The sequence below is a fragment of the Hoeflea phototrophica DFL-43 genome (genome assembly GCF_000154705.2).
Lineage (GTDB): Bacteria > Pseudomonadota > Alphaproteobacteria > Rhizobiales > Rhizobiaceae > Hoeflea > Hoeflea phototrophica.
Map to the genome: position 1 here is coordinate 247,162 of NZ_CM002917.1, position 18,365 is coordinate 265,526.

At 60.3% G+C, this 18,365-nt stretch carries 18 protein-coding genes; 14 read left to right on the forward strand and 4 right to left on the reverse strand.

Annotation, left to right across the window (positions count from 1 at the left end; translation table 11 throughout):
- Positions 1-194 precede the first annotated feature (194 nt).
- The gene (locus tag HPDFL43_RS01140) at positions 195-995 is read right to left on the reverse strand and encodes an alpha/beta hydrolase (protein WP_007199714.1); all 801 of its coding nucleotides are present in this window, start codon (positions 993-995) and stop codon (positions 195-197) included.
- 186 nt (positions 996-1,181) lie between these two features.
- Here HPDFL43_RS01140 and infC point away from each other — a divergent pair, with 186 nt between their 5' ends.
- The 6 genes from infC (at position 1,182) to pheT (ending at position 7,096) form a co-directional block, all read left to right on the forward strand.
- The gene (gene infC, locus HPDFL43_RS01150) at positions 1,182-1,718 is read left to right on the forward strand and encodes a translation initiation factor IF-3 (protein WP_084594544.1); all 537 of its coding nucleotides are present in this window, start codon (positions 1,182-1,184) and stop codon (positions 1,716-1,718) included.
- Positions 1,719-1,981: 263 nt separating this feature from the next.
- Positions 1,982-2,182, forward strand: a complete 201-nt coding sequence (gene rpmI / locus HPDFL43_RS01155; RefSeq protein WP_007199717.1) for a 50S ribosomal protein L35 — start codon at positions 1,982-1,984, stop codon at positions 2,180-2,182.
- Between the two features lie 37 nt (positions 2,183-2,219).
- Entirely contained in the window at positions 2,220-2,621 is a 402-nt protein-coding gene (gene rplT, locus HPDFL43_RS01160) for a 50S ribosomal protein L20 (protein ID WP_007199718.1), read from the forward strand.
- Positions 2,622-2,712: 91 nt separating this feature from the next.
- Complete coding sequence (locus HPDFL43_RS01165; protein WP_007199719.1) at positions 2,713-3,576, forward strand: BUD32 family EKC/KEOPS complex subunit; 864 nt, start codon at positions 2,713-2,715, stop codon at positions 3,574-3,576.
- Positions 3,573-4,658, forward strand: coding sequence for a phenylalanine--tRNA ligase subunit alpha (pheS, locus tag HPDFL43_RS01170; RefSeq protein WP_007199720.1), 1,086 nt, complete (start codon positions 3,573-3,575; stop codon positions 4,656-4,658). Before HPDFL43_RS01165 ends, pheS begins: the two co-directional genes overlap by 4 nt.
- A gap of 26 nt (positions 4,659-4,684) precedes the next feature.
- The gene (gene pheT / locus HPDFL43_RS01175) at positions 4,685-7,096 is read left to right on the forward strand and encodes a phenylalanine--tRNA ligase subunit beta (RefSeq protein ID WP_007199721.1); all 2,412 of its coding nucleotides are present in this window, start codon (positions 4,685-4,687) and stop codon (positions 7,094-7,096) included.
- A gap of 109 nt (positions 7,097-7,205) precedes the next feature.
- Here pheT and HPDFL43_RS01180 read toward each other — a convergent pair whose 3' ends face one another.
- Complete coding sequence (locus HPDFL43_RS01180; RefSeq protein WP_007199722.1) at positions 7,206-7,877, reverse strand: ZinT family metal-binding protein; 672 nt, start codon at positions 7,875-7,877, stop codon at positions 7,206-7,208.
- A gap of 229 nt (positions 7,878-8,106) precedes the next feature.
- Here HPDFL43_RS01180 and HPDFL43_RS01185 point away from each other — a divergent pair, with 229 nt between their 5' ends.
- The gene (locus tag HPDFL43_RS01185; protein ID WP_007199723.1) at positions 8,107-9,492 is read left to right on the forward strand and encodes a nicotinate phosphoribosyltransferase; all 1,386 of its coding nucleotides are present in this window, start codon (positions 8,107-8,109) and stop codon (positions 9,490-9,492) included.
- 22 nt (positions 9,493-9,514) lie between these two features.
- Here HPDFL43_RS01185 and HPDFL43_RS01190 read toward each other — a convergent pair whose 3' ends face one another.
- On the reverse strand, positions 9,515-9,901 hold the full coding sequence (locus HPDFL43_RS01190; protein WP_007199724.1) for a GtrA family protein: 387 nt from the start codon (positions 9,899-9,901) through the stop codon (positions 9,515-9,517).
- Between the two features lie 258 nt (positions 9,902-10,159).
- On the opposite strand from HPDFL43_RS01190, the gene HPDFL43_RS01195 reads away from it, so the two are divergent.
- The 3 genes from HPDFL43_RS01195 (at position 10,160) to HPDFL43_RS01205 (ending at position 12,404) form a co-directional block, all read left to right on the forward strand.
- Positions 10,160-11,146, forward strand: a complete 987-nt coding sequence (locus tag HPDFL43_RS01195) for a Gfo/Idh/MocA family protein (protein WP_040449478.1) — start codon at positions 10,160-10,162, stop codon at positions 11,144-11,146.
- A 197-nt stretch (positions 11,147-11,343) separates the two neighbouring features.
- Positions 11,344-12,051, forward strand: a complete 708-nt coding sequence (locus HPDFL43_RS01200) for a class I SAM-dependent methyltransferase (protein WP_007199726.1) — start codon at positions 11,344-11,346, stop codon at positions 12,049-12,051.
- On the forward strand, positions 12,051-12,404 hold the full coding sequence (locus HPDFL43_RS01205; RefSeq protein WP_007199727.1) for an EamA family transporter: 354 nt from the start codon (positions 12,051-12,053) through the stop codon (positions 12,402-12,404). The genes HPDFL43_RS01200 and HPDFL43_RS01205 overlap by 1 nt, the downstream gene beginning before the upstream one ends.
- A 106-nt stretch (positions 12,405-12,510) precedes the next feature.
- Here the strand turns inward: HPDFL43_RS01205 and HPDFL43_RS01210 are convergent, their stop codons facing one another.
- On the reverse strand, positions 12,511-13,521 hold the full coding sequence (locus HPDFL43_RS01210) for a glycosyltransferase (protein WP_007199728.1): 1,011 nt from the start codon (positions 13,519-13,521) through the stop codon (positions 12,511-12,513).
- Between the two features lie 107 nt (positions 13,522-13,628).
- Here HPDFL43_RS01210 and HPDFL43_RS01215 point away from each other — a divergent pair, with 107 nt between their 5' ends.
- The 4 genes from HPDFL43_RS01215 to HPDFL43_RS01230 all read left to right on the forward strand — a co-directional run bounded on the left by HPDFL43_RS01215 (position 13,629) and on the right by HPDFL43_RS01230 (position 18,303).
- The gene (locus HPDFL43_RS01215) at positions 13,629-15,482 is read left to right on the forward strand and encodes a hypothetical protein (protein ID WP_156970151.1); all 1,854 of its coding nucleotides are present in this window, start codon (positions 13,629-13,631) and stop codon (positions 15,480-15,482) included.
- Positions 15,483-15,640: 158 nt separating this feature from the next.
- Entirely contained in the window at positions 15,641-16,672 is a 1,032-nt protein-coding gene (mepA, locus tag HPDFL43_RS01220) for a penicillin-insensitive murein endopeptidase (RefSeq protein WP_040449480.1), read from the forward strand.
- A gap of 155 nt (positions 16,673-16,827) precedes the next feature.
- Positions 16,828-17,205 carry a methylglyoxal synthase gene (locus tag HPDFL43_RS01225; RefSeq protein ID WP_007199731.1) on the forward strand — a complete coding sequence of 126 codons (378 nt, stop codon included), beginning with the start codon at positions 16,828-16,830 and terminating at the stop codon, positions 17,203-17,205.
- Positions 17,206-17,277: 72 nt separating this feature from the next.
- On the forward strand, positions 17,278-18,303 hold the full coding sequence (locus tag HPDFL43_RS01230; RefSeq protein WP_007199732.1) for a glucokinase: 1,026 nt from the start codon (positions 17,278-17,280) through the stop codon (positions 18,301-18,303).
- Positions 18,304-18,365 lie beyond the last annotated feature (62 nt).

Consider the following 18,365-nt stretch of genomic DNA (forward strand, 5'->3'; position numbering starts at 1 on the left):
GTCCACGAAACATTTCCGGTGTACTCCACGCCATCCCAATTCATTAACAAATAGTTAAGAACGGTTGGCGCGAAGAGTCAATTACAGGATTCCCGCATCTCCCGATATGGTTACCGGCCGCGACCGCAGTGGTTGGCCGGCTCGAGCGCCACCTGAGGATAGGCCGAGTGTGGGGTCGGCGGCGTTCCCGCTTTTCAGGAACCTGCCGGTATGCTCTCTACGGCAGCCAGGATCCTGGCAATGTCCTCATCGCGCGAGAGCCGGTGGTCGCCGTCACGGATGAGGGTGAGGGTGACATTCTCCGATGGCAAGTGCTCCATCAGCTTGAGCGCGTGCTGCCACGGCACGTCCGGATCCGCCATGCCCTGAATGATGTGAACCGGTGCGCCGGTTTCGATCAGCCCCTCAAGAACCCGGTTCTTGCGGCCGTCCTCGAACAGGGCGCGTGTGAACACGTTCGGATCCGGGCCGTAAGGTGTGGGCTCTTCATAGTAGCCGTCCCGTTCCAGCGCCTCGCGCTGCGCTTCTGTCAGTTCGGGTTCCATCAGCTCAAGCGTGAAATCCGGTGCCGGCGCGATCAGCACCAGACCGGCGATGCGCTCGCCCTCACCGCGCTTGCGAAGCTCCTGAACCATCCTGAGCGCAACCCAGCCACCCATCGATGAGCCGACCAGGATCTGCGGGCCGGAGGTGAATGTGTCGAACGCCGCCAGGCTCTCCTCAAGCCAGCGTGAAATCGTGCCCTCCCGGAATTCGCCGCCCGAAGCGCCATGACCGGAATAATCAAACCTGAGCGCAGCCCGGCCTTCCTCTCCCGCCTTGTCACACAAGGCCACTGCCTTCGAGCCGCTCATGTCAGACCGGTAACCGCCGAGCCAGACCACGCCTGGCAGATCGCGTCCGATCCCGGTTGCGGCGCGCATAAGCGCTGCAATTGGTCTTGCTGCATTGCCGTCACCGACGGTCAGTTCTTTGGCAATTGGGTTCATCGTCATCACCCCGTTTCTCAAGAAGTTTTTGCTCTCTTACAAGATTCGGCGCTGATCGGCGTAACCTGTGGTGATTTTTTCGCTAAGTCATGCTATTGACAGCCGCCCGCTGATCAGGACATTGCGCGAAAACATCTGTGCTCGCGCTTCGCAATCGGCGGAACCGGACCAATTATTCAGGAGACCAAAGCCATTCGCAGACCTTTCAGAGCGCCGCCGACCACCAATGAAGGCCCCCGCGCGAACCAGAACATCCGGGCCGCACAGGTCCAACTCATCGATGCTGAAGGCCAGAACCATGGCGTCTTGGCAACCGACCAGGCACTTGCCATGGCGGAAGAGGCAGGTCTCGATCTTGTCGAGATCAACTCCAACGGCGACGTGCCGGTCTGCAAGATCGTCGATCTGGGCAAGCTGAAATACCAGTCACAGAAAAAGGCGTCCGAGGCGCGCAAGAAGCAGAAGACCGTCGAGGTCAAGGAAATCAAGATGCGCCCGAATATCGACACACATGATTATGATGTGAAGATGCGCGCCATGAACCGCTTCTTTGACGAGGGTGACAAGGTCAAGGTGACCTTGCGCTTCCGCGGCCGTGAAATGGCCCATATGGAGCTGGGCATGAAGCTGCTTCAGAAGGTCAAGGATGACACCGTCGAGATCGCCAAGGTGGAAGCCGAGCCGAAGCTCGAAGGCCGTCAGATGATGATGGTCCTGGCTCCGAAATAACGCCTTTTTGGCAATATGATTGACCGGTCCTGCTGTCGCGGGGCCGGTTTTTTGCTGCAAACGCGCAAATTCAAGACTGGGCCGTTGCGCTTTTGCGCAGCCGGGTCTATAAGGCGCGCGTTCAAACCGGCCGGCAGGGCATGCCGAGGCGGTTTCCAACGCTTGATGCTCAAGGGTTCTTCGCCCCTGAGCGTCTCACCCAACAAGAAGATGGCTGCACAGGCGTCATTGTGGCGCTTAAAGGCCTGATAAGGAGTAGCGAAATGCCCAAGATGAAGACGAAGTCGTCTGCCAAGAAGCGGTTCAAGATCACCGCAACCGGCAAGGTGAAATCCGCCGCCGCGGGCAAGCGCCACGGCATGATCAAGCGGTCCAACAAGTTCATTCGCGACGCACGCGGCACCATGGTTCTTTCCGAGCCTGACGCCAAGATCGTCAAGAAGTTCCTTCCCAACGGCCTGTAAGCAGAGCCGGGACCAGCGATTTTAAGGAGATCATGAGATGGCACGCGTAAAACGGGGCGTTACCGCCCATGCAAAACACAAGAAGGTCCTGAAGAAAGCCAAGGGCTTTTATGGACGCCGCAAAAATACCATTCGCGCTGCGAAGGCCGCTGTCGACAAGTCGATGCAGTATGCCTACCGCGACCGCAAGGTGCGCAAGCGCAATTTCCGCGCTCTGTGGATCCAGCGCATCAATGCCGCTGTCCGCGAACATGGCCTGACCTATGGCCGCTTCATCGATGGCCTCACAAAGGCCGGTATCGAAGTTGACCGTAAGGTGCTTTCCGACATGGCGATCCATGATGCGGAAGCCTTCGGCGTGCTGGTTGCAGCCGCGAAGAAAGAGCTTGAATACCTCAAGGACAAGACTCCGAACGAGTTTGAAAGCGCTGTCGCCTAAGCCAGCGTTTTCCCCTCGACACAGTCTGAATTGACCATTTGGGATCCCGCGCTGGCACGGCTGGCGCGGGATCTTTCGTTTTGGATGAAGCATGGGCGACGACACAAACAAGGATGAGGTACTGTCCGCCGACGAGCTGTCGCAGGTGCTGCACGCGCTTGCCGGCTCGCCGGATCGCCGCATCACACCGATCAACATTTCGGGGCGTCGGGTCTGGATCAAGCGTTACGACATCGAGCCGCGGGCATTGGCCAAGCGGCTGCACTGGCTGATCTCGCCGATCCTGTTTCCTGTGTTCCTGCGTGGCTCGGAGCCTGCTCTGGGGGAGGCCGGTGTCGAACGCGAGTGTTCCAAACTGGCTGCGTTCCGCGCTGCGGGTTTCCAGACGCCGGATGTGGTTTACCGTTCGGGCGCAACTCTTGTCCTGTCGGATGTGTCTCCGATCCTGACCGAGCAACTGGCCGGCGCGACCGAACTGGAGCGGCGTGAGCTGCTGCCAATACTGTTTGCCGTTTTGGGCCGGATTCACAGTATGGGTCTGGTTCATGGCCGCCCGCATCTGCGCGACATGTCGATGAGGAATGGCGACATATGTTTCTTCGACTTCGAGGAGGCGCCTGAAACCACCATGCCGCTTGCCGATGCCCAGGCCCGCGATCTGTGGCTCATGATGCTGCCCGTGGTCGCGGCAGAGTCTGACACTGGGCAGTGCCGGTTGTTGTTGCAGGCATGGCTGAACAGGGCGCCGGTCGCATCGATCGCGGCTCTCCTGCGTTTCCTCAAATTCTGCAGGCCGCTGCTGGGGTTGGCGCGGCTGGTGCCGGTGTCGCTCCAGGGCAGCGATCTCAAGCGATTTCTTGGCACGGCAAGGTTCCTCGTCGCGTCAATTTCGGATATGGACAGCGCAATCGCCACAAACGGTCATCGCGCAGGATCACAACAGGTAAAGTCATGAGCCAGTACCAGACACTCGAATCCTCAATCATGGCCGAGATTTCGGGCGCTTCCGACGAGGCCGCCATCGAAGCGGTGCGGGTCGCAGCCCTCGGCAAGAAGGGCTCGGTTTCCGAGCTGCTCAAGGGGCTGGGCAAGATGTCCGCCGAGGAGCGTCAGGAGGCTGGTCCCGCGATCAACGGTTTGAAAACCCGCGTCGCTGATGCCATTTCCGCGCGCAAGACCGAGCTCAGGGATGCCGCCATCACAGAGCGTCTGGCGCATGAAAGTGTCGACATCAGCCTGCCGGCGCGGACCTCACCGGTCGAGCGTGGGCGCATTCACCCGATCAGCCAGATCGTCGACGAGATCACGGCGATCTTTGCCGATATGGGCTTCTCGATCGCCGAAGGTCCGGACATCGAAACCGACTACTACAATTTCACCGCACTCAATTTCCCCGACGGACACCCGGCGCGCGAAATGCACGACACCTTCTTTCTCGAGCCTGATGCAAATGGCGAGCGCAAGGTGCTCAGGACCCACACCTCGCCGGTTCAGATCCGCACCATGGAAGCCCAGACACCGCCGATCCGCATTGTCATTCCGGGCAAGACCTACCGGCAGGACAGTGACGCGACCCATTCGCCGATGTTCCATCAGGTTGAAGGCCTGGTGATCGACAAGCAGGCCAATGTGGGGCATTTGCGCTGGGTGCTGGAAGAGTTCTGCAAGGCCTTCTTCGAGGTCGACAACGTCACCATGCGGTTCAGACCCTCCTTCTTCCCCTTCACCGAACCGTCCTTCGAGGTCGACATCCAGTGCGACCGCACCTCGGGACCGATCGTCAAGTTCGGCGAAGGCTCCGACTGGATGGAGATTCTGGGCTGCGGCATGGTACACCCCAATGTGTTGCGCGCCGGCGGGCTCGATCCCGATGAATACCAGGGTTTTGCCTGGGGCATGGGGCTCGACCGCATTGCCATGCTGAAATACGGCATGCCGGACCTTCGCGATTTCTTCAACGCCGATGTGCGTTGGACCAGCCATTATGGTTTCCGCCCGCTCGACGTGCCGACGCTGTTCGGCGGCCTGAGTGCATAAATTGAGCGTGCAAGGAGTATAGACCCATGAAATTCACACTCTCCTGGCTCAAGGATCATCTTGAGACCGATGCAACGCTGGATCAGATCTGCGAGCGCCTGACCGCGATCGGGCTCGAGGTCGAGGATGTCGATGACAAGAAGGCCTACCAGCCCTTCGTCATCGCCAAGGTGCTCAGCGCTGAAAAGCACCCGGAAGCAGATCGCCTGAAGGTGCTTTCCGTCGATGCGGGCGACGGCAACCCGGTACAGATCGTCTGTGGCGCGCCCAATGCACGCGCGGGTCTGGTCGGCGCGCTGGCGCGTCCCGGGACCTATGTGCCGGGCATCGACGTGACGCTTTCGGTCGGTAAGATCCGCGGCGTCGAAAGCCACGGCATGATGTGCTCCGAGCGGGAACTCGACATGTCCGACGAGCATGATGGCATCATCGATCTGCCTGATGATGCGCCGGTCGGCACGCCGTTTGCGGCCTATGCCGGCCTGGATGATCCGGTCATCGAAATCAATCTGACGCCGAACCGTCCCGATTGCACCTCGATCTTCGGCATCGCCCGGGATCTGGCGGCTTCGGGTCTGGGAACGCTGAAGGCCCCGAAGGCGCCGGAGTTTGCCGTCGAAGGCGAGACCACGCAGAACGTGAAACTCATTCTCGATGACGAGAGCCTCTGCCCCGGCTTCGCCTGGCGGCTGGTGCGCGGCGTCAAGAACGGACCAAGTCCGAAATGGATGCAGAAGCGTCTGCTCGCCATCGGCCTTCGCCCGATTTCGGCGCTGGTCGACGTCACCAATTACATGACCTTCGATCAGGGCCGGCCGATGCACGTCTTTGACGCCGACAAGGTCAAGGGCGATCTGGTGGTTCGCCGCGCCCAGGAGGGCGAGGAAATCCTGGCGCTCGACACCCGCACCTACAAGCTCAACCCGTCCAATGTGGTGATTGCTGATGACAATGGGCCGGAATCCATTGGCGGCATCATGGGTGGCGAGCATTCGGGCTGTGACGAGAACACCACCAATGTGTTGATCGAATCCGCGCTCTGGGATCCGATCAACATCGCCAAGACCGGCCGCAGCCATTCGATCATCACCGATGCGCGGTATCGCTTCGAGCGCGGCGTTGATCCTGAATACATGGTGCCGGGCCTTGAGCGCACCACCGAACTGGTGCTCGAGATGTGTGGCGGCAAGGCAGCAGCGGCGCGTGTTGAAGGCTACAAGGGACATCAGAAGAAGATCGTCGATTTCCCCTTCTCCGAGGTCAGGCGCCTGACCGGGCTGTCGGTCTCAAATGAGGAAGCACGCGCCATTCTTAATGGTTTGGGCTTCGAAGTGAGCGGCAGCGGTGAGACGGTTCAGGTCGCGGTTCCTTCCTGGCGTCCGGATGTCGACGGCAAGGCCGATCTGGTGGAAGAAGTCATGCGGGTGCATGGCGTCGACAACATCAAGCCGGAGCCCCTGCCGACCATGGGTGCGGTCAATGAGAAGATCCTGACCACGCTGCAGATCCGCACGCGGCTTGCCAAGCGTGCGCTCGCCTCACGCGGCATGCTCGAAGCGGTTACCTGGTCGTTCATCTCCGAAGAACAGGCGAAACTGTTCGGTGGCGGCGACCGCAGCCTCAAGCTCGCCAATCCGATTGCCGCCGACATGTCCGACATGCGGCCTTCGCTGCTGCCCGGCTTGATCTCTGCCGCTGGCCGCAATGGCGCCCGCGGCTATGGCGATGTGGCGCTGTTCGAGGTTTCCGGAACCTATGAGAACGACACACCAAAGGGTCAACGCCGTGTTGCCGGCGGTGTTCGCCGTGGCACTGCCGGGCTCAACGGGGGCGGGCGTCACTGGGACGGTGCGGCAAAGCCTGTCGGTGTGTTTGACGCCAAGGCCGATGCCATTGCCGTACTGGAAGCCTGCGGCGCGCCAGTTGATCGCCTCTCGTTTGAACGCGGGGCGGCCGACTGGTACCACCCAGGCCGCTCCGGCCTGATCAAGCTCGGCCCAAAGACCGTGCTCGGCCATTTCGGCGAGTTCCATCCAAACACGCTTGATGCGCTGGATGTCTCAGGTCCGCTCTGCGGCTTCGAGGTCTTCATCGATGCGATTCCCGAGCCAAAACGCAAGGTAACCCGCACCAAGCCGGTGCTTGAGCTCTCGGCCTTCCAGGCTGTGCGCCGCGATTTTGCCTTTGTGGTCGATGCCGATGTGGCGTCCGCCACGCTGGTGCGCGCGGCGCAGGGAGCTGACAAGCAACTCGTCACCGGAGTCACGGTCTTCGACCTGTTCGAAGGCCCGTCGCTTGGCGAAGGCAAGAAGTCGGTCGCCATCGAAATCACCATCCAGCCGCGCGAGCGGACGCTGACCGACGAGGACCTCGACAAGATCGCCAAATCGGTCATCGCCAATGTCGAGAAGTCCTCAGGCGGCGTCTTGCGGGGTTAAGAGGTTCGAACCCGATTGCCGACCCCGATGTATCGGCGAAAAAATCAGGCGGCGCTCTTATGTGAAGAGCGCCGCCTTTTTCATGTGAACAGGACTTTGCGGCGCGCAATCAGTGCGCGAGCATTTCCTTTACAATTTCGTCTGCTGTGAGACCCGATGGATAGTATGTCGGCCAGTTGGTGACTTCCTCCAGCAGGGCGGCGCGATCATTGCCGGAATAGAGATGATAGTGACCTGCCTTGCCCGGAGCGATGGCATGGTCGCTGAACTGAACGAACATCGGCGCTGCGTCGTCGCCGGCGGTTTTCCTGAAGATGTAGCGAACGCCGCGATTGCCTTTCTTGTAGGTCAGCACCTCGCGCCCGTCCGGGGCATACTGCGCCGCCACCGGCTTGCCTTCACGATAGAAGGTGAAAATGTCGCCACCGATGGTGATGCGCTCGACATCCGTCTTGTAGCCGGTCTGATAATAGGCGCGGTATTCCTCGGCGCTCTTCTCGCCGTGTGCAGCCTTGTGGGCCATAACCGGCTCCAGCGAGCCGTCAAGCAGATAGGGATAGACCGACTGCCAGTCGCCTTGCCAATCCGAAAGCGTCCGGTCCTCGATCTGGCTGTCCTCGAAATATCCACGATAGATGTCGTCACTCTTGTGTGCTTCGTGGGTGTGTCCCTTGTCCGATGCCGCCGCTGCCGGACTGTGGGCGAGCGACATGGTCGCCATCAGCACCGCGCAAGCGATCCCCAGAGCCCTGCCATATCTGAAGATGAAAATGTTCTGCATGCCTAAAACCTCGATTGTTGGTGGAGAGATTACTCTCAATGGATACGTCATGTAATAACGTAACGTTTTCCTCTATCGAGGGCTCCTTTGGATTGCAAGGCCCCTTCTTAAAATTCCGAGCAGGATTTTGCGGTGACAGGCACGCTCCAATGAAATTTCATCCTGTGCGGTAGGCGAACGGTCACCGGGCGGTCTATAAGCGAACCGAACTTGCGTGAGAAATGGGCCCATGAACCTTATTCTGAATTCAGACAGCTACAAATATTCGCACTTTGCGCAGTATCCGCCCGAAACCGCGGCGATCTCGGCCTATGTCGAGGCCCGCCCTGGCGGCAAGCATGACCATGTGCTGTTCTTCGGGCTGCAGATGTTCCTGAAGGATTATCTTTCCCGCAGGATCACCATGAACGATGTCGACGAGGCGGAAGCGATGATCACCGCCCACGGCTTGCCCTTCCACCGCGAAGGCTTCGAGAAGATCGTTACCCGTCATAATGGGCATCTTCCCCTGCTGATCGAGGCGCTGCCTGAAGGGATGATCGCCCCCGTAGGCACGCCGCTGGTGCAGGTCAGAAACACCGATCCGGATTTCTTCTGGCTCCCGACCTTCATCGAGACCGCGCTGCTGCGCGCTGTCTGGTATCCCTCCACCGTGGCCACCGTGTCACATGGCGCGCGTCAGATCATCTCGGCATCGCTCGAGCGTACCTGCGACACACCCGATGAGGTTCTGCCCTTTCGCCTGCATGATTTCGGCGCCCGTGGCGCCACCTCTGCCGAGCAGGCGGGCATCGGCGGCGTCGCCCATCTGGTGAGTTTCATGGGCACCGACACCGTCAGCGCGCTCGTCTATGCGCGCCGCTTCTACCACGAGCAGATGGCTGGTTTTTCCATTCCCGCCGCCGAACACTCGACCATGACCAGCTGGGGCGAGGACCGCGAGACCGAGGCCTACCGCAACATGCTCAAGCAGTTTGCGGGGCCGGGGAAGCTCGTCGCGGTGGTGTCGGATTCCTACGATCTCTACCGCGCTGTCAAAAACATCTGGGGCGAAGAGCTCAAGGCCGAGGTCGAGGCCTCGGGCGGCACGCTGGTGGTGCGGCCGGACTCGGGCGACGCCTCCCGGGTGCCGGTCGACACGGTGGAAATGCTGGGCGAAATCTTCGGCTTCTCGCTCAACGCCAAAGGCTACAAGGTGCTCAATCCGGCGGTGCGGGTGATCCAGGGGGACGGGATCACGCCTGAGACCATCCGGGTCATTCTGGGCCGTCTCGAAGACCGCGGCTGGTCGGCTGAAAACATCGCCTTCGGCATGGGCGCGGGTCTGCTGCAGAAGGTCAATCGTGACACGCTGCGCTTTGCCATGAAGGCCAATGCCCGCCAGGATGATGACGGCGTCTGGCACGGCATCAACAAGAACCCGAAAACCGATCCGGGCAAGGCCTCCAAGCGCTACCGCCAGGCCGTGGTGGTGGAAAAGGGCTGCCCCCTGGGCGTAGCGCTCAAGGACATCGGAGACCGTGAAAACCTGATGCAGCCGGTCTGGCGTGATGGCGAATTGCTGGTCGACTGGACACTCACCCAGATCCGCGAGCGGGCCGCATCGAGCGATTGACGTTGGTCAGCAGCGACCGCGGTTACACATCCGGCCCGGGACCGAACACGAAGCGGGAATAGCCCAGATAGGCAAACAAGGTGGCGGAGCCTGATCCGAAGATCAGCGCCAGATAGGGCGAGAGCCCCGGCAGCAGCAACAGCAGGCCGGAATAGACCGAGTAATTGATCAGTGTGGAAACAAGGCCGACGCCGCCATAGCGGACGCCTTCCACAGCCACGTTCCGGTGCGAGGCGCCAAAGGTGAAAGTGCGATTGATGATATAGCTGCACACCAGTGCCGCGCCGATGGCAGGCGCCCGGGCGGTGAACGGGTCCAGCATTTTCAGTTCCAGCAGCAGCCAGAGCACGCCCATATCGACCACGAAACCCACAGCGCCGGCAAACAGGAAGAATGACAGTCTTTTCATGCGGTGCGGTTTCGGCTTTCGGTTCTGGAAACCGGAATTCTGGCCCGGTCGCTTGTCGGAACGTCCTCGCTTACATCCGTGCCAGCGTCAACCCGCCCTTGACCGGGTTTGTCACAATTCTTCTGCCCATATCCATTCTGTCGATGATTGAATGCAGCCCGGGTGTTGACAGGCCCCGCCTCCGGCGGGCTTGAATGCGCCCTGATCCGCGGCATGGCTGATGGCTGCCAAACATCCGCGGGAACGGGAGGAAAAAACATGTTTCGATGGGGCATCATGTCGACGGCCAAGATCGGCCGCGACCAGGTTATTCCGCAATTGCAGGATTCGGAAAACGGCGTGGTCACGGCAATCGCCAGCCGTGATCATGCCCGCGCTCGCGCTGTGGCCGACCGGTTCGGCGCGCCTTACGCATTTTCCAGTTATGAGGAACTTCTGAGCTCACCGGATGTGGACGGCGTCTATATCCCCCTGCCAACGTCTCAGCATATCGAATGGTCGATCAAGGCCGCGCGTGCGGGCAAGCACGTTCTGTGTGAAAAGCCCATCGCCCTCAACGCCGCCGAAATCGCCCCGCTGATTGAGGCGCGCGACGCGGCCAATGTGCTGGTCTGTGAGGCCTTCATGGTCACCTACCATCCGCAATGGCACAAGGTTCGGGATCTGATTGCCAATGGCGCGATCGGCCGTTTGCGCCACGTCCAGGGCGCTTTCTCCTACTTCAACACCGATCCGGAGAACATGCGCAACCAGCCCAGTCTCGGTGGCGGCGGGCTGCCCGACATCGGTGTGTATCCCACCGTGTCAACCCGGTTCTCAACCGGGCGCGAGCCGGTCAGGGTCCAGGCCACTGTCGAGCGTGATCCGGACTTCGGCACTGACCGGTACGCCAGCGTCAAGGCTGACTTCGGTGATTTCGATCTGAGCTTCTACTGCTCGACGCAGATGGCGCTTCGGCAGATCATGGTGTTCCACGGCGAGGCCGGATACATCGAGGTCACGGCCCCTTTCAATGCAGGCGATTACGGCCACGCCGTCGTCACGCTGCACAATCGTGGTCATGACGGGGCCGAAAGTTTTCGCTTTCCCGGCGTGCGCCAGTACCGGCTGCAGGCCGAGGCATTTGTGCGCAAGGTCGAGGGCGCAGATGAAGAGGTTTTCACCCTTGAACAATCCGTGCTCAACCAGAAACTGATAGACGCGATCTACCGTGCCGCCACCCATGATGGCTGGGAACAGGTCTGACGGACGTCTTCGAACAGCGCCAGCACCGGGTTACGCCGATTTGCAACTGGCAAAGGCCTGATGTATGCAAATTGTCCGTCCGGACTGCCCAAGAGCGAATCACCTTTGTTCCATAAGTATTTGAAAGTTAAAGAAAATATTTCGCTTCGGCGGGCGATGGGCAGTGAATGCAGTCACAAAACGGGGCGAGGATCAGAATGAACCGCGAGCAGACAAACCGGATCAGGTTCGCAATTGAGGAATTGCTGCCGCCGATCGTGCGTGATTCGGTGCTTTTTACAGGGCTGGCTCGTCTGGTTTGGGGAAAGCACATTGACACGCTTGCCGATTTTCGTGTCCGCGCACCATTTCTGACACCTGAAGAATATGAGGCGCTCTACACCGAGCATCCGCGGGTGCATGACGAGACTGACAATTCAAAGGCCTGCATCGCCGAAATCGCAAAGGACCTCACCGGCGACAGCGTCTGTGATGTGGGCTGCGGGACCGGATATCTTCTCCGGAGCCTGGCTGAGCGCCGCAACGAGACGCCTCGTCGTTACGTTGGCGTCGATTTTGTCATTCCCGAACATTTTAGCGATCAGGGGCTGGAGTTCGTCAAGGCACCTATTGAAAAGCTGCCATTCGCCGATGGCGAATTCGATACGGTGATCTGCACCCATGTGATCGAACACATTCTTGATTACCGCAAGGCCCTGGCCGAGTTGCGGCGCATTGCACGCAAGCGGCTGATCATCGTGGTGCCGCGGGAGCGTGAGGCGATCTACACCTTCAACCCGCATTTCAACTTCTTCCCCTACAAGCACAGTTTCCTGCGCGCCATTCAGCCGCTCGAACATCGCTTCAAGTGCGTTGACATCGGGCGTGACATCTATTTCTCGGAAGAGAGGACGGTTCCGCTGTGATGAAGACCTCCACACTGATGGGCGTCATCGCTGTCCCGCTTGTCATTTCCATCGGTCAGATTCTGTTCAAGCGGTCGAGCGAGACATTGAGCGGACCAGATGGCCCGATCTGGGGATTGATCACAAGTCCGCATTTTTGGATCGCGCTGGTCATGTACGGGTTGGCCACAGTGGCCTGGGTCTTCGTAATTCGCGACATGCCGATCGGACGCGCCTACATGTTCATGGCGCTGTCCTATCTCTACATTCCGCTTCTTTCTCTGCTGTTTCTTTCCGAATCGATCACCACACCACAGATCATCGGCGCGTTGATCATCTGTGTCGGAATTGTCGTGAGCGGGATGAAAGCCTGAACCCTGCGCGGGTATTTGGGCGCGTCAGGCGCAATCAGGCGTGCCGACCGCCGCCCTGTGGAGTAGACATCAACCAGATCCGCATTGGCTCATTTCTGCGCCTGCTTCAGGCAGCGCTGCGCCTTTTGGCGACCGCTTTGACAGTCTTGCCCGACACCACATCCGGCTTGCTCCCGGTTCTTGGTGACGGAGCGATCGACATGTAGTGAAACCGCTTTTGTTCGGCCCTTCCGCGGGCCACCGAATCGAGAATCACGCCACCGGCAAAGATGATCAGCGACATCATCATCATCGCCACGGCAAGCATCCAGGTTGGCATCCGCGTTACCAGACCGGTCAGGAAGTATTCGTTCAGGACCGGCACCATGAACAGCATCGACAGCGACAGCATCATCACGCTGAGATAGCTGAAAAACGTGAACGGCCGTGTCTCTTTCATCAGCATGGCGAACATCCATAGGATCTTGGCGCCGTCTTTGAAGGTGGAAAGCTTGGACTGAGATCCTTCCGGACGTCGCCCATAATCAAGCATTAGTTCGGTCACCGGCAATTTCAGCACCGATGCATGGACGCTCATTTCAGTCTCGATCTCGAAACCACCTGACACCGCCGGGAAACTTTTGGCGAAGCGCCGGGAAAATGCCCGGTATCCGGAGAAGATGTCCGTGAAATCATTGCCGAAGATGGTCTTGTAGAGAGTGTTGAAAATCGAGTTGCCGAAGGCATGGCCGCGGCGTCCGGCGTCGTCGGTGACACCACGGCGAGTGCCGACCACCATGTCGCTGCGCTCTGTCAGAAGCGTCCGGATCAGCTCCGGACCGTCGTCGGGAGCATAAGTGCCATCCCCGTCCGCCATCAAGAACACATCCGCATCGATATCTGCGAACATCCGGCGGACGACGTGACCTTTGCCCTGACGGGTCTCACGGACCACGGTTGCCCCGGCAAGGGCTGCACGAAGTGCCGTCTGATCCTTGGAGTTGTTGTCATAGACATAAATTCTGGCGCTTGGCAGTGCCGCACGAAAACCGGCGACAACCGCGCCGATTGTCTCGGCTTCATTGTAGCACGGCAGCACCACCGCGATATCAAGATCTTCGAAAACACCGTCTGACATGGGAAATCCTATTTGCTGCGGTCCATCCTCAGCGCTGGCTTTACTATTTCTTGAGAAGGTTAAGGCTAGGTTGCGGCGCGTGTAATAAGTGAGCTGGAGTCCTGCTTTTGACCAAGAATAATCCGGCGGTGGGCCAGGCGGGTCTGGCGCTTGAAGCGGTTGCGCCACATTCCACGGCCTTCAGGACGCTTGCGCCGTTGCATCGTCCGGTCATGCTGGCGATGCTGGTTCTGACGGTGTTGACCGCGATCATGCACTTCTCCTCCTATGTCGATTATGTCGGCGCCGACAATGATGACGTGATGCGCCTCGTGCAGGTGCGCGATCTCCTGTCCGGCCAGGGCTGGTTTGATCTCACCCAGACAAGGCTTGGTCTTGAGGGCGGCACGCTGATGCACTGGTCGCGGCTCATCGATCTTCCTATCGCAAGCCTGGTCTTCGTCTTTTCCATGGTCATGGATCCGGTGATGGCCGAGGCAACGGCGCTGTTTGTCTGGCCACTGATCACCGTGGTGCCCATCTTCTACGCCCTGGCCTTGGCCGGTCAGACCCTCTCTGGCGCTTCAGGGCGAGTGATCGCACTGTTGCTGGCGTTTCTGTTCGTGCTCAGTGTCAATCGCTTCCAGCCGGGATCGATCGATCATCACAATGTTCAGCTGGGGCTTGTCGCGGTCATCGCTGCCTGCCTGATCATGCCCGGACGACCGGCCCTGGCGCATGGGGTTGCCGGCTTTGCCGCCGCCTTGGCGGTTGCCATTGGCGCGGAAACCACGCCACATATTGCGGTCATTGCACTGATCGTTGCGCTTCAATGGCTCTGGCTTGGCGAACCCGTGCGGGCGGCCGCACTGGCTTTTTCGCTGAGCATGGCGTCGACCCTCACAGCGGTCTTCTTTGCCACCGTGCCCCAGACGCAATACGGCCTCGTTGCCTGTGATGCGCTCTCGACCGGCTTTTATGCACTCGGCGTTGTTGGTGCGGGCGCATTTTTCCTCGCGGCCGCCGCCACCTCGCATCGAAGCCTGGCTTTCCGCTTCGCAGCGCTTGGCCTTGCTGGTGCCGCCACGCTTGGCATGACGCTGTTGATCGCGCCACAGTGCCTGGGCAATCCGCTCGCAGGGCTTGACCCGCTGCTCAAATCGATGTGGCTCGACAATGTCACCGAAGCCCAGTCCTTTATGGCGCAGCTGCGCGCCGAACCCTGGACCATCGGCGGCTTCTATGCGGTGCCAGTGCTGGCGATGGGCTTGTGCGTCTGGAACATTCGTAAGCGCCATCAGGTCCACGCCCATGGCGTTCTGCTGGTGTTGCTGCTGGTCTCCTGGGCGATCGCGCTGGTGCAGGTGCGTGGTTCGGTTTTTGCCAACCTCTTGTCGGCGATTCCGATGGCGGCGTTGATCGCCGATCTCCGCGCCCGCGCCAATGCTGATCCCAAGAATCTGCGCAAGGGGCTGGCCTTTGCGGGCGTCTCCTTTGTTGCAGTGCCTTTCATATGGGCTTTCGCCGGGGCGCTCGCCTTGATGGGCGTCGACAAGGTGATGGGCAAGGAAGTCGAAGGCCTGCCAACGCGAAGCGAGAACAAATGCGCGGATGCGGCGGCGATGGCACCCTTGGCGCAAGAGCCGACGGGTGTTGTCTCCAGCCCGTCCAATCTGGGTGCCCATATTCTCCGCTTCACCTCGCACAGGGCGCTTTCGGCACCCTATCACCGCAATCAGGGTGGCATGCTGACCGAGCTTTACGCCGCCATGGCCAGGCCGAAAGATGCAGTCAAGTTTTTGCGTGGAGCCGGCGTCACCGTTCTGGCCTATTGCCTCAGCGACCCTCAGACGCGGACGGTCATGGCGGCCGCGCCGGATGGGCTGTATGCGGAGCTTGCAAAGGGCAATGTCCCCGATTGGCTCGAGCCGGTGCCAGGAACCGGATCCGCGCCGCTTCAGCTCTATCGGGTGTTGCCCTGACAATTGGCCTGCGGCCGCGGTCATGTGATCGCGGCCTGTTCCCCTTCACGTGGCATCAGGCTAATCTGTTGAGGTGATTTGCGCATCTTGCGCACCTCTTTGGCAGATGGAGCCAGAGCATGAGCAGACCCCTTTATCGCATCTTCGCCCGCTATCTGATGGCCTTGGGGCTCACATGTAGCCTGGTCGCGCCGGATCTGGGGCTCGCGATATCTGGCGCGCAGGCTGCTGAAACCGGCAAGCCCGCCAAGCAGATTTTTGGTGCCGCAAAGCTGCCGGCAGTGCTCCCTTCACGGGCGATAGGGTTTTACTCAAAAGGGTGTCTTGCGGGCGGCATTGCAATCCCGACCGATGGCGAGACCTGGCAGGCGATGCGGCTGTCGCGCAACCGGCGCTGGGGTCATCCCGATCTAATTGCGCTTGTCGAACGGCTGTCGCGCGAGGCCGCGGCCCAGGACGGTTGGCCGGGCCTTCTGGTCGGCGACATTTCCCAACCGAGAGGCGGTCCGATGCTTTCGGGCCATGCCTCGCATCAGATGGGGCTGGATGCCGACATATGGCTCACTCCGATGCCTGAGCGCCGTTTTTCACCTCAGGAGCGCGAAGATGTTTCGGCGACTTCGATGCTCAAGCAAAACACGCTCTATGTCGACCCGGACCGGTGGACGCCCGCCCATGCGCGGCTATTGATGCGCGCGGCGAGCTACCCCGAAGTGGAACGGATTTTCGTCCATCCCGGCATCAAGAAGAAACTTTGTGACAGCTGGCAGGGTGACCGCGCCGCGATGGGCAAGGTCCGTCCCTATTACGGCCATCACTATCATTTCCACATCCGCATCAAGTGTCCGCCTGGCGCCACGGGGTGCAAGAGCCAGACCCCGCCGCCTGCCGGATCAGGCTGCGGTGCGCCCCTGGCATGGTGGTTCAGCGACGAACCCTGGGCTCCGGCCAAGCCCAAGAAAGACACCAAGCCCAAACCCAAGAAACGCGAAATCCGACTGGCTGATCTGCCTGCCGCCTGCGCCGTGGTGGCTTCGGCGCCGGCACCCGCATCGGAAGCCGAGGTAACCCTCGGCGCAGATCCGATCGGCCGCATCGCCGCATCCGCGGTCGAAATGGCTCCCGCCGCATCCGCTTTCGCCACCTTGCCGAAGGTGGTCCCGCTGCCGGTCTGGCGTCCACGCGACTGAGACCGACGCCTGAGGCTGTCATTTGGTCATGCGCTGGTCGCCCGGCGTGAAATTTCCTTCCTATAGCGGCTTTCCGAACCGGAACGAAGCCGCTATAGGGAAGCGGTCAAATCGATTGAATAGCAAAATGCCCGTTTTGCTGGAATTGGACCGCCATGACTGAGCGCAAAGCCATCGCGCTGATCGCCCATGATCAGAAAAAGGACGATCTGGCGGATTTTGCCCGTTCTCATCGCAAGGCCATGTCGGCCTATCCCATTGTAGCCACTGGCACCACCGGCGGCCGCATTCTCGAGGCCTGCCCGGATCTTGATGTCACGCGGCTCAAGAGCGGGCCACTGGGCGGTGATCAGCAGATCGGCGCCTTGATCGCCACGGGTGAGGTTGCCCTCGTGCTCTTTTTTGTCGATCCGTTGACCGCGATGCCGCATGATGTCGACGTCAAGGCGTTGATGCGGCTTGCGATTGTTTATGATGTTCCCATGGCGCTCAACCGTGCCACCGCGGAACGCCTTCTGTCGACGCTCGACTGAGCACTGACACCCACATCGCGCGACCAGCCCGGTCGCCCCGAAACCAGATCCGGCCTGACAGGGACCCAACCGATGCCAAATCCCAGCGACTCCGACCACACAATCGCCTTTCCGATTCTGATTGGCGACATTGGCGGCACCAACGCGCGTTTTGCAATTCTGACGGATGCCTATGCCGAACCCAAGGAGTTTCCGGTTCTGGCCACGGCCGACTTTGAGACCATCGACCTTGCCATCCAGACCGGTGTTCTCGACAAGACCTCGCTACAGCCGCGGTCGGCCATTCTCGCCGTTGCAGGCCCGATCAAGGACAACGAGATCGACCTGACCAACTGCGATTGGGTGATCAAGCCCGAAGCCCTGATCCGCGAACTCGGTTTCGAAGATGTGATTGTGATCAATGATTTCGAAGCGCAAGCCCTGGCCGCCGCTTCGCTTGGGCAGGAGCATCTTGAGAAAGTGGGTGGCGGCGAAGTCCGTCCCGCCTCTTCCCGTGTTGTGGTGGGACCGGGCACCGGCCTGGGTGTCGCAGGCCTGGTCCATGCCCGGCACACATGGTTCCCCGTTCCCGGTGAAGGTGGCCATGTCGACATCGGCCCGAGAACGCCCCGCGATCTTGAGCTGTTCCCGCTGTACGACACGATCGGGGGACGTGTTTCCGCCGAGCAGCTTCTGTGCGGCCGTGGCCTGATGAACATCTACCGGGCTGTCTGCAAGGCCGGCAAGATCAAGGAAAGCGCCACAAGCCCGGCGGAAGTCACCGCCGCATGGTCTGCAGGATCCGATCCCGCGGCAGTCGAGGCAATCGAACTCTTCGTCACCTATCTTGGCCGGGTTGCGGGCGATCTGGCGCTTATCTTCATGGCGCGCGGCGGCGTTTATCTCGCTGGCGGCATCGTTCAGAAGATCATTCCCGCGCTCAATCAACCGCGCTTCCGGGAGGCTTTCGAGGACAAGGCGCCGCACAACGAAATTCTTGAGAACATCCCCACCTTCGTCATCACGCATCCGCTTGCCGCGCTGCATGGCCTGGCGGCCTATGCGCGCACCCCGGTCCGTTTCGGCGTTTCCACCAAAGGCAGTCGCTGGAAGGCATAGGCAAACTGCCTTCAACCCGCTATAGAGCCGCTTGAAACGGGCAGGCTGGTCCTCGCCCGAAT

Excerpts from the sequence above, each read along its gene's own strand:
- HPDFL43_RS01140 (WP_007199714.1), bottom strand. The coding sequence starts at position 995 with ATGACGATGAACCCAATTGCCAAAGAACTGACCGTCGGTGACGGCAAT.
- HPDFL43_RS01195 (WP_040449478.1), top strand. The coding sequence starts at position 10,160 with ATGTTTCGATGGGGCATCATGTCGACGGCCAAGATCGGCCGCGACCAG.
- pheT (WP_007199721.1), top strand. The coding sequence starts at position 4,685 with ATGAAATTCACACTCTCCTGGCTCAAGGATCATCTTGAGACCGATGCA.
- mepA (WP_040449480.1), top strand. The coding sequence starts at position 15,641 with ATGGCCTTGGGGCTCACATGTAGCCTGGTCGCGCCGGATCTGGGGCTC.
- HPDFL43_RS01210 (WP_007199728.1), bottom strand. The coding sequence starts at position 13,521 with ATGTCAGACGGTGTTTTCGAAGATCTTGATATCGCGGTGGTGCTGCCG.
- HPDFL43_RS01205 (WP_007199727.1), top strand. The coding sequence starts at position 12,051 with ATGAAGACCTCCACACTGATGGGCGTCATCGCTGTCCCGCTTGTCATT.
- HPDFL43_RS01200 (WP_007199726.1), top strand. The coding sequence starts at position 11,344 with ATGAACCGCGAGCAGACAAACCGGATCAGGTTCGCAATTGAGGAATTG.
- HPDFL43_RS01180 (WP_007199722.1), bottom strand. The coding sequence starts at position 7,877 with ATGCAGAACATTTTCATCTTCAGATATGGCAGGGCTCTGGGGATCGCT.
- rpmI (WP_007199717.1), top strand. The coding sequence starts at position 1,982 with ATGCCCAAGATGAAGACGAAGTCGTCTGCCAAGAAGCGGTTCAAGATC.
- HPDFL43_RS01185 (WP_007199723.1), top strand. The coding sequence starts at position 8,107 with ATGAACCTTATTCTGAATTCAGACAGCTACAAATATTCGCACTTTGCG.
- HPDFL43_RS01190 (WP_007199724.1), bottom strand. The coding sequence starts at position 9,901 with ATGAAAAGACTGTCATTCTTCCTGTTTGCCGGCGCTGTGGGTTTCGTG.
- pheS (WP_007199720.1), top strand. The coding sequence starts at position 3,573 with ATGAGCCAGTACCAGACACTCGAATCCTCAATCATGGCCGAGATTTCG.
- HPDFL43_RS01165 (WP_007199719.1), top strand. The coding sequence starts at position 2,713 with ATGGGCGACGACACAAACAAGGATGAGGTACTGTCCGCCGACGAGCTG.
- rplT (WP_007199718.1), top strand. The coding sequence starts at position 2,220 with ATGGCACGCGTAAAACGGGGCGTTACCGCCCATGCAAAACACAAGAAG.
- HPDFL43_RS01230 (WP_007199732.1), top strand. The coding sequence starts at position 17,278 with ATGCCAAATCCCAGCGACTCCGACCACACAATCGCCTTTCCGATTCTG.
- HPDFL43_RS01225 (WP_007199731.1), top strand. The coding sequence starts at position 16,828 with ATGACTGAGCGCAAAGCCATCGCGCTGATCGCCCATGATCAGAAAAAG.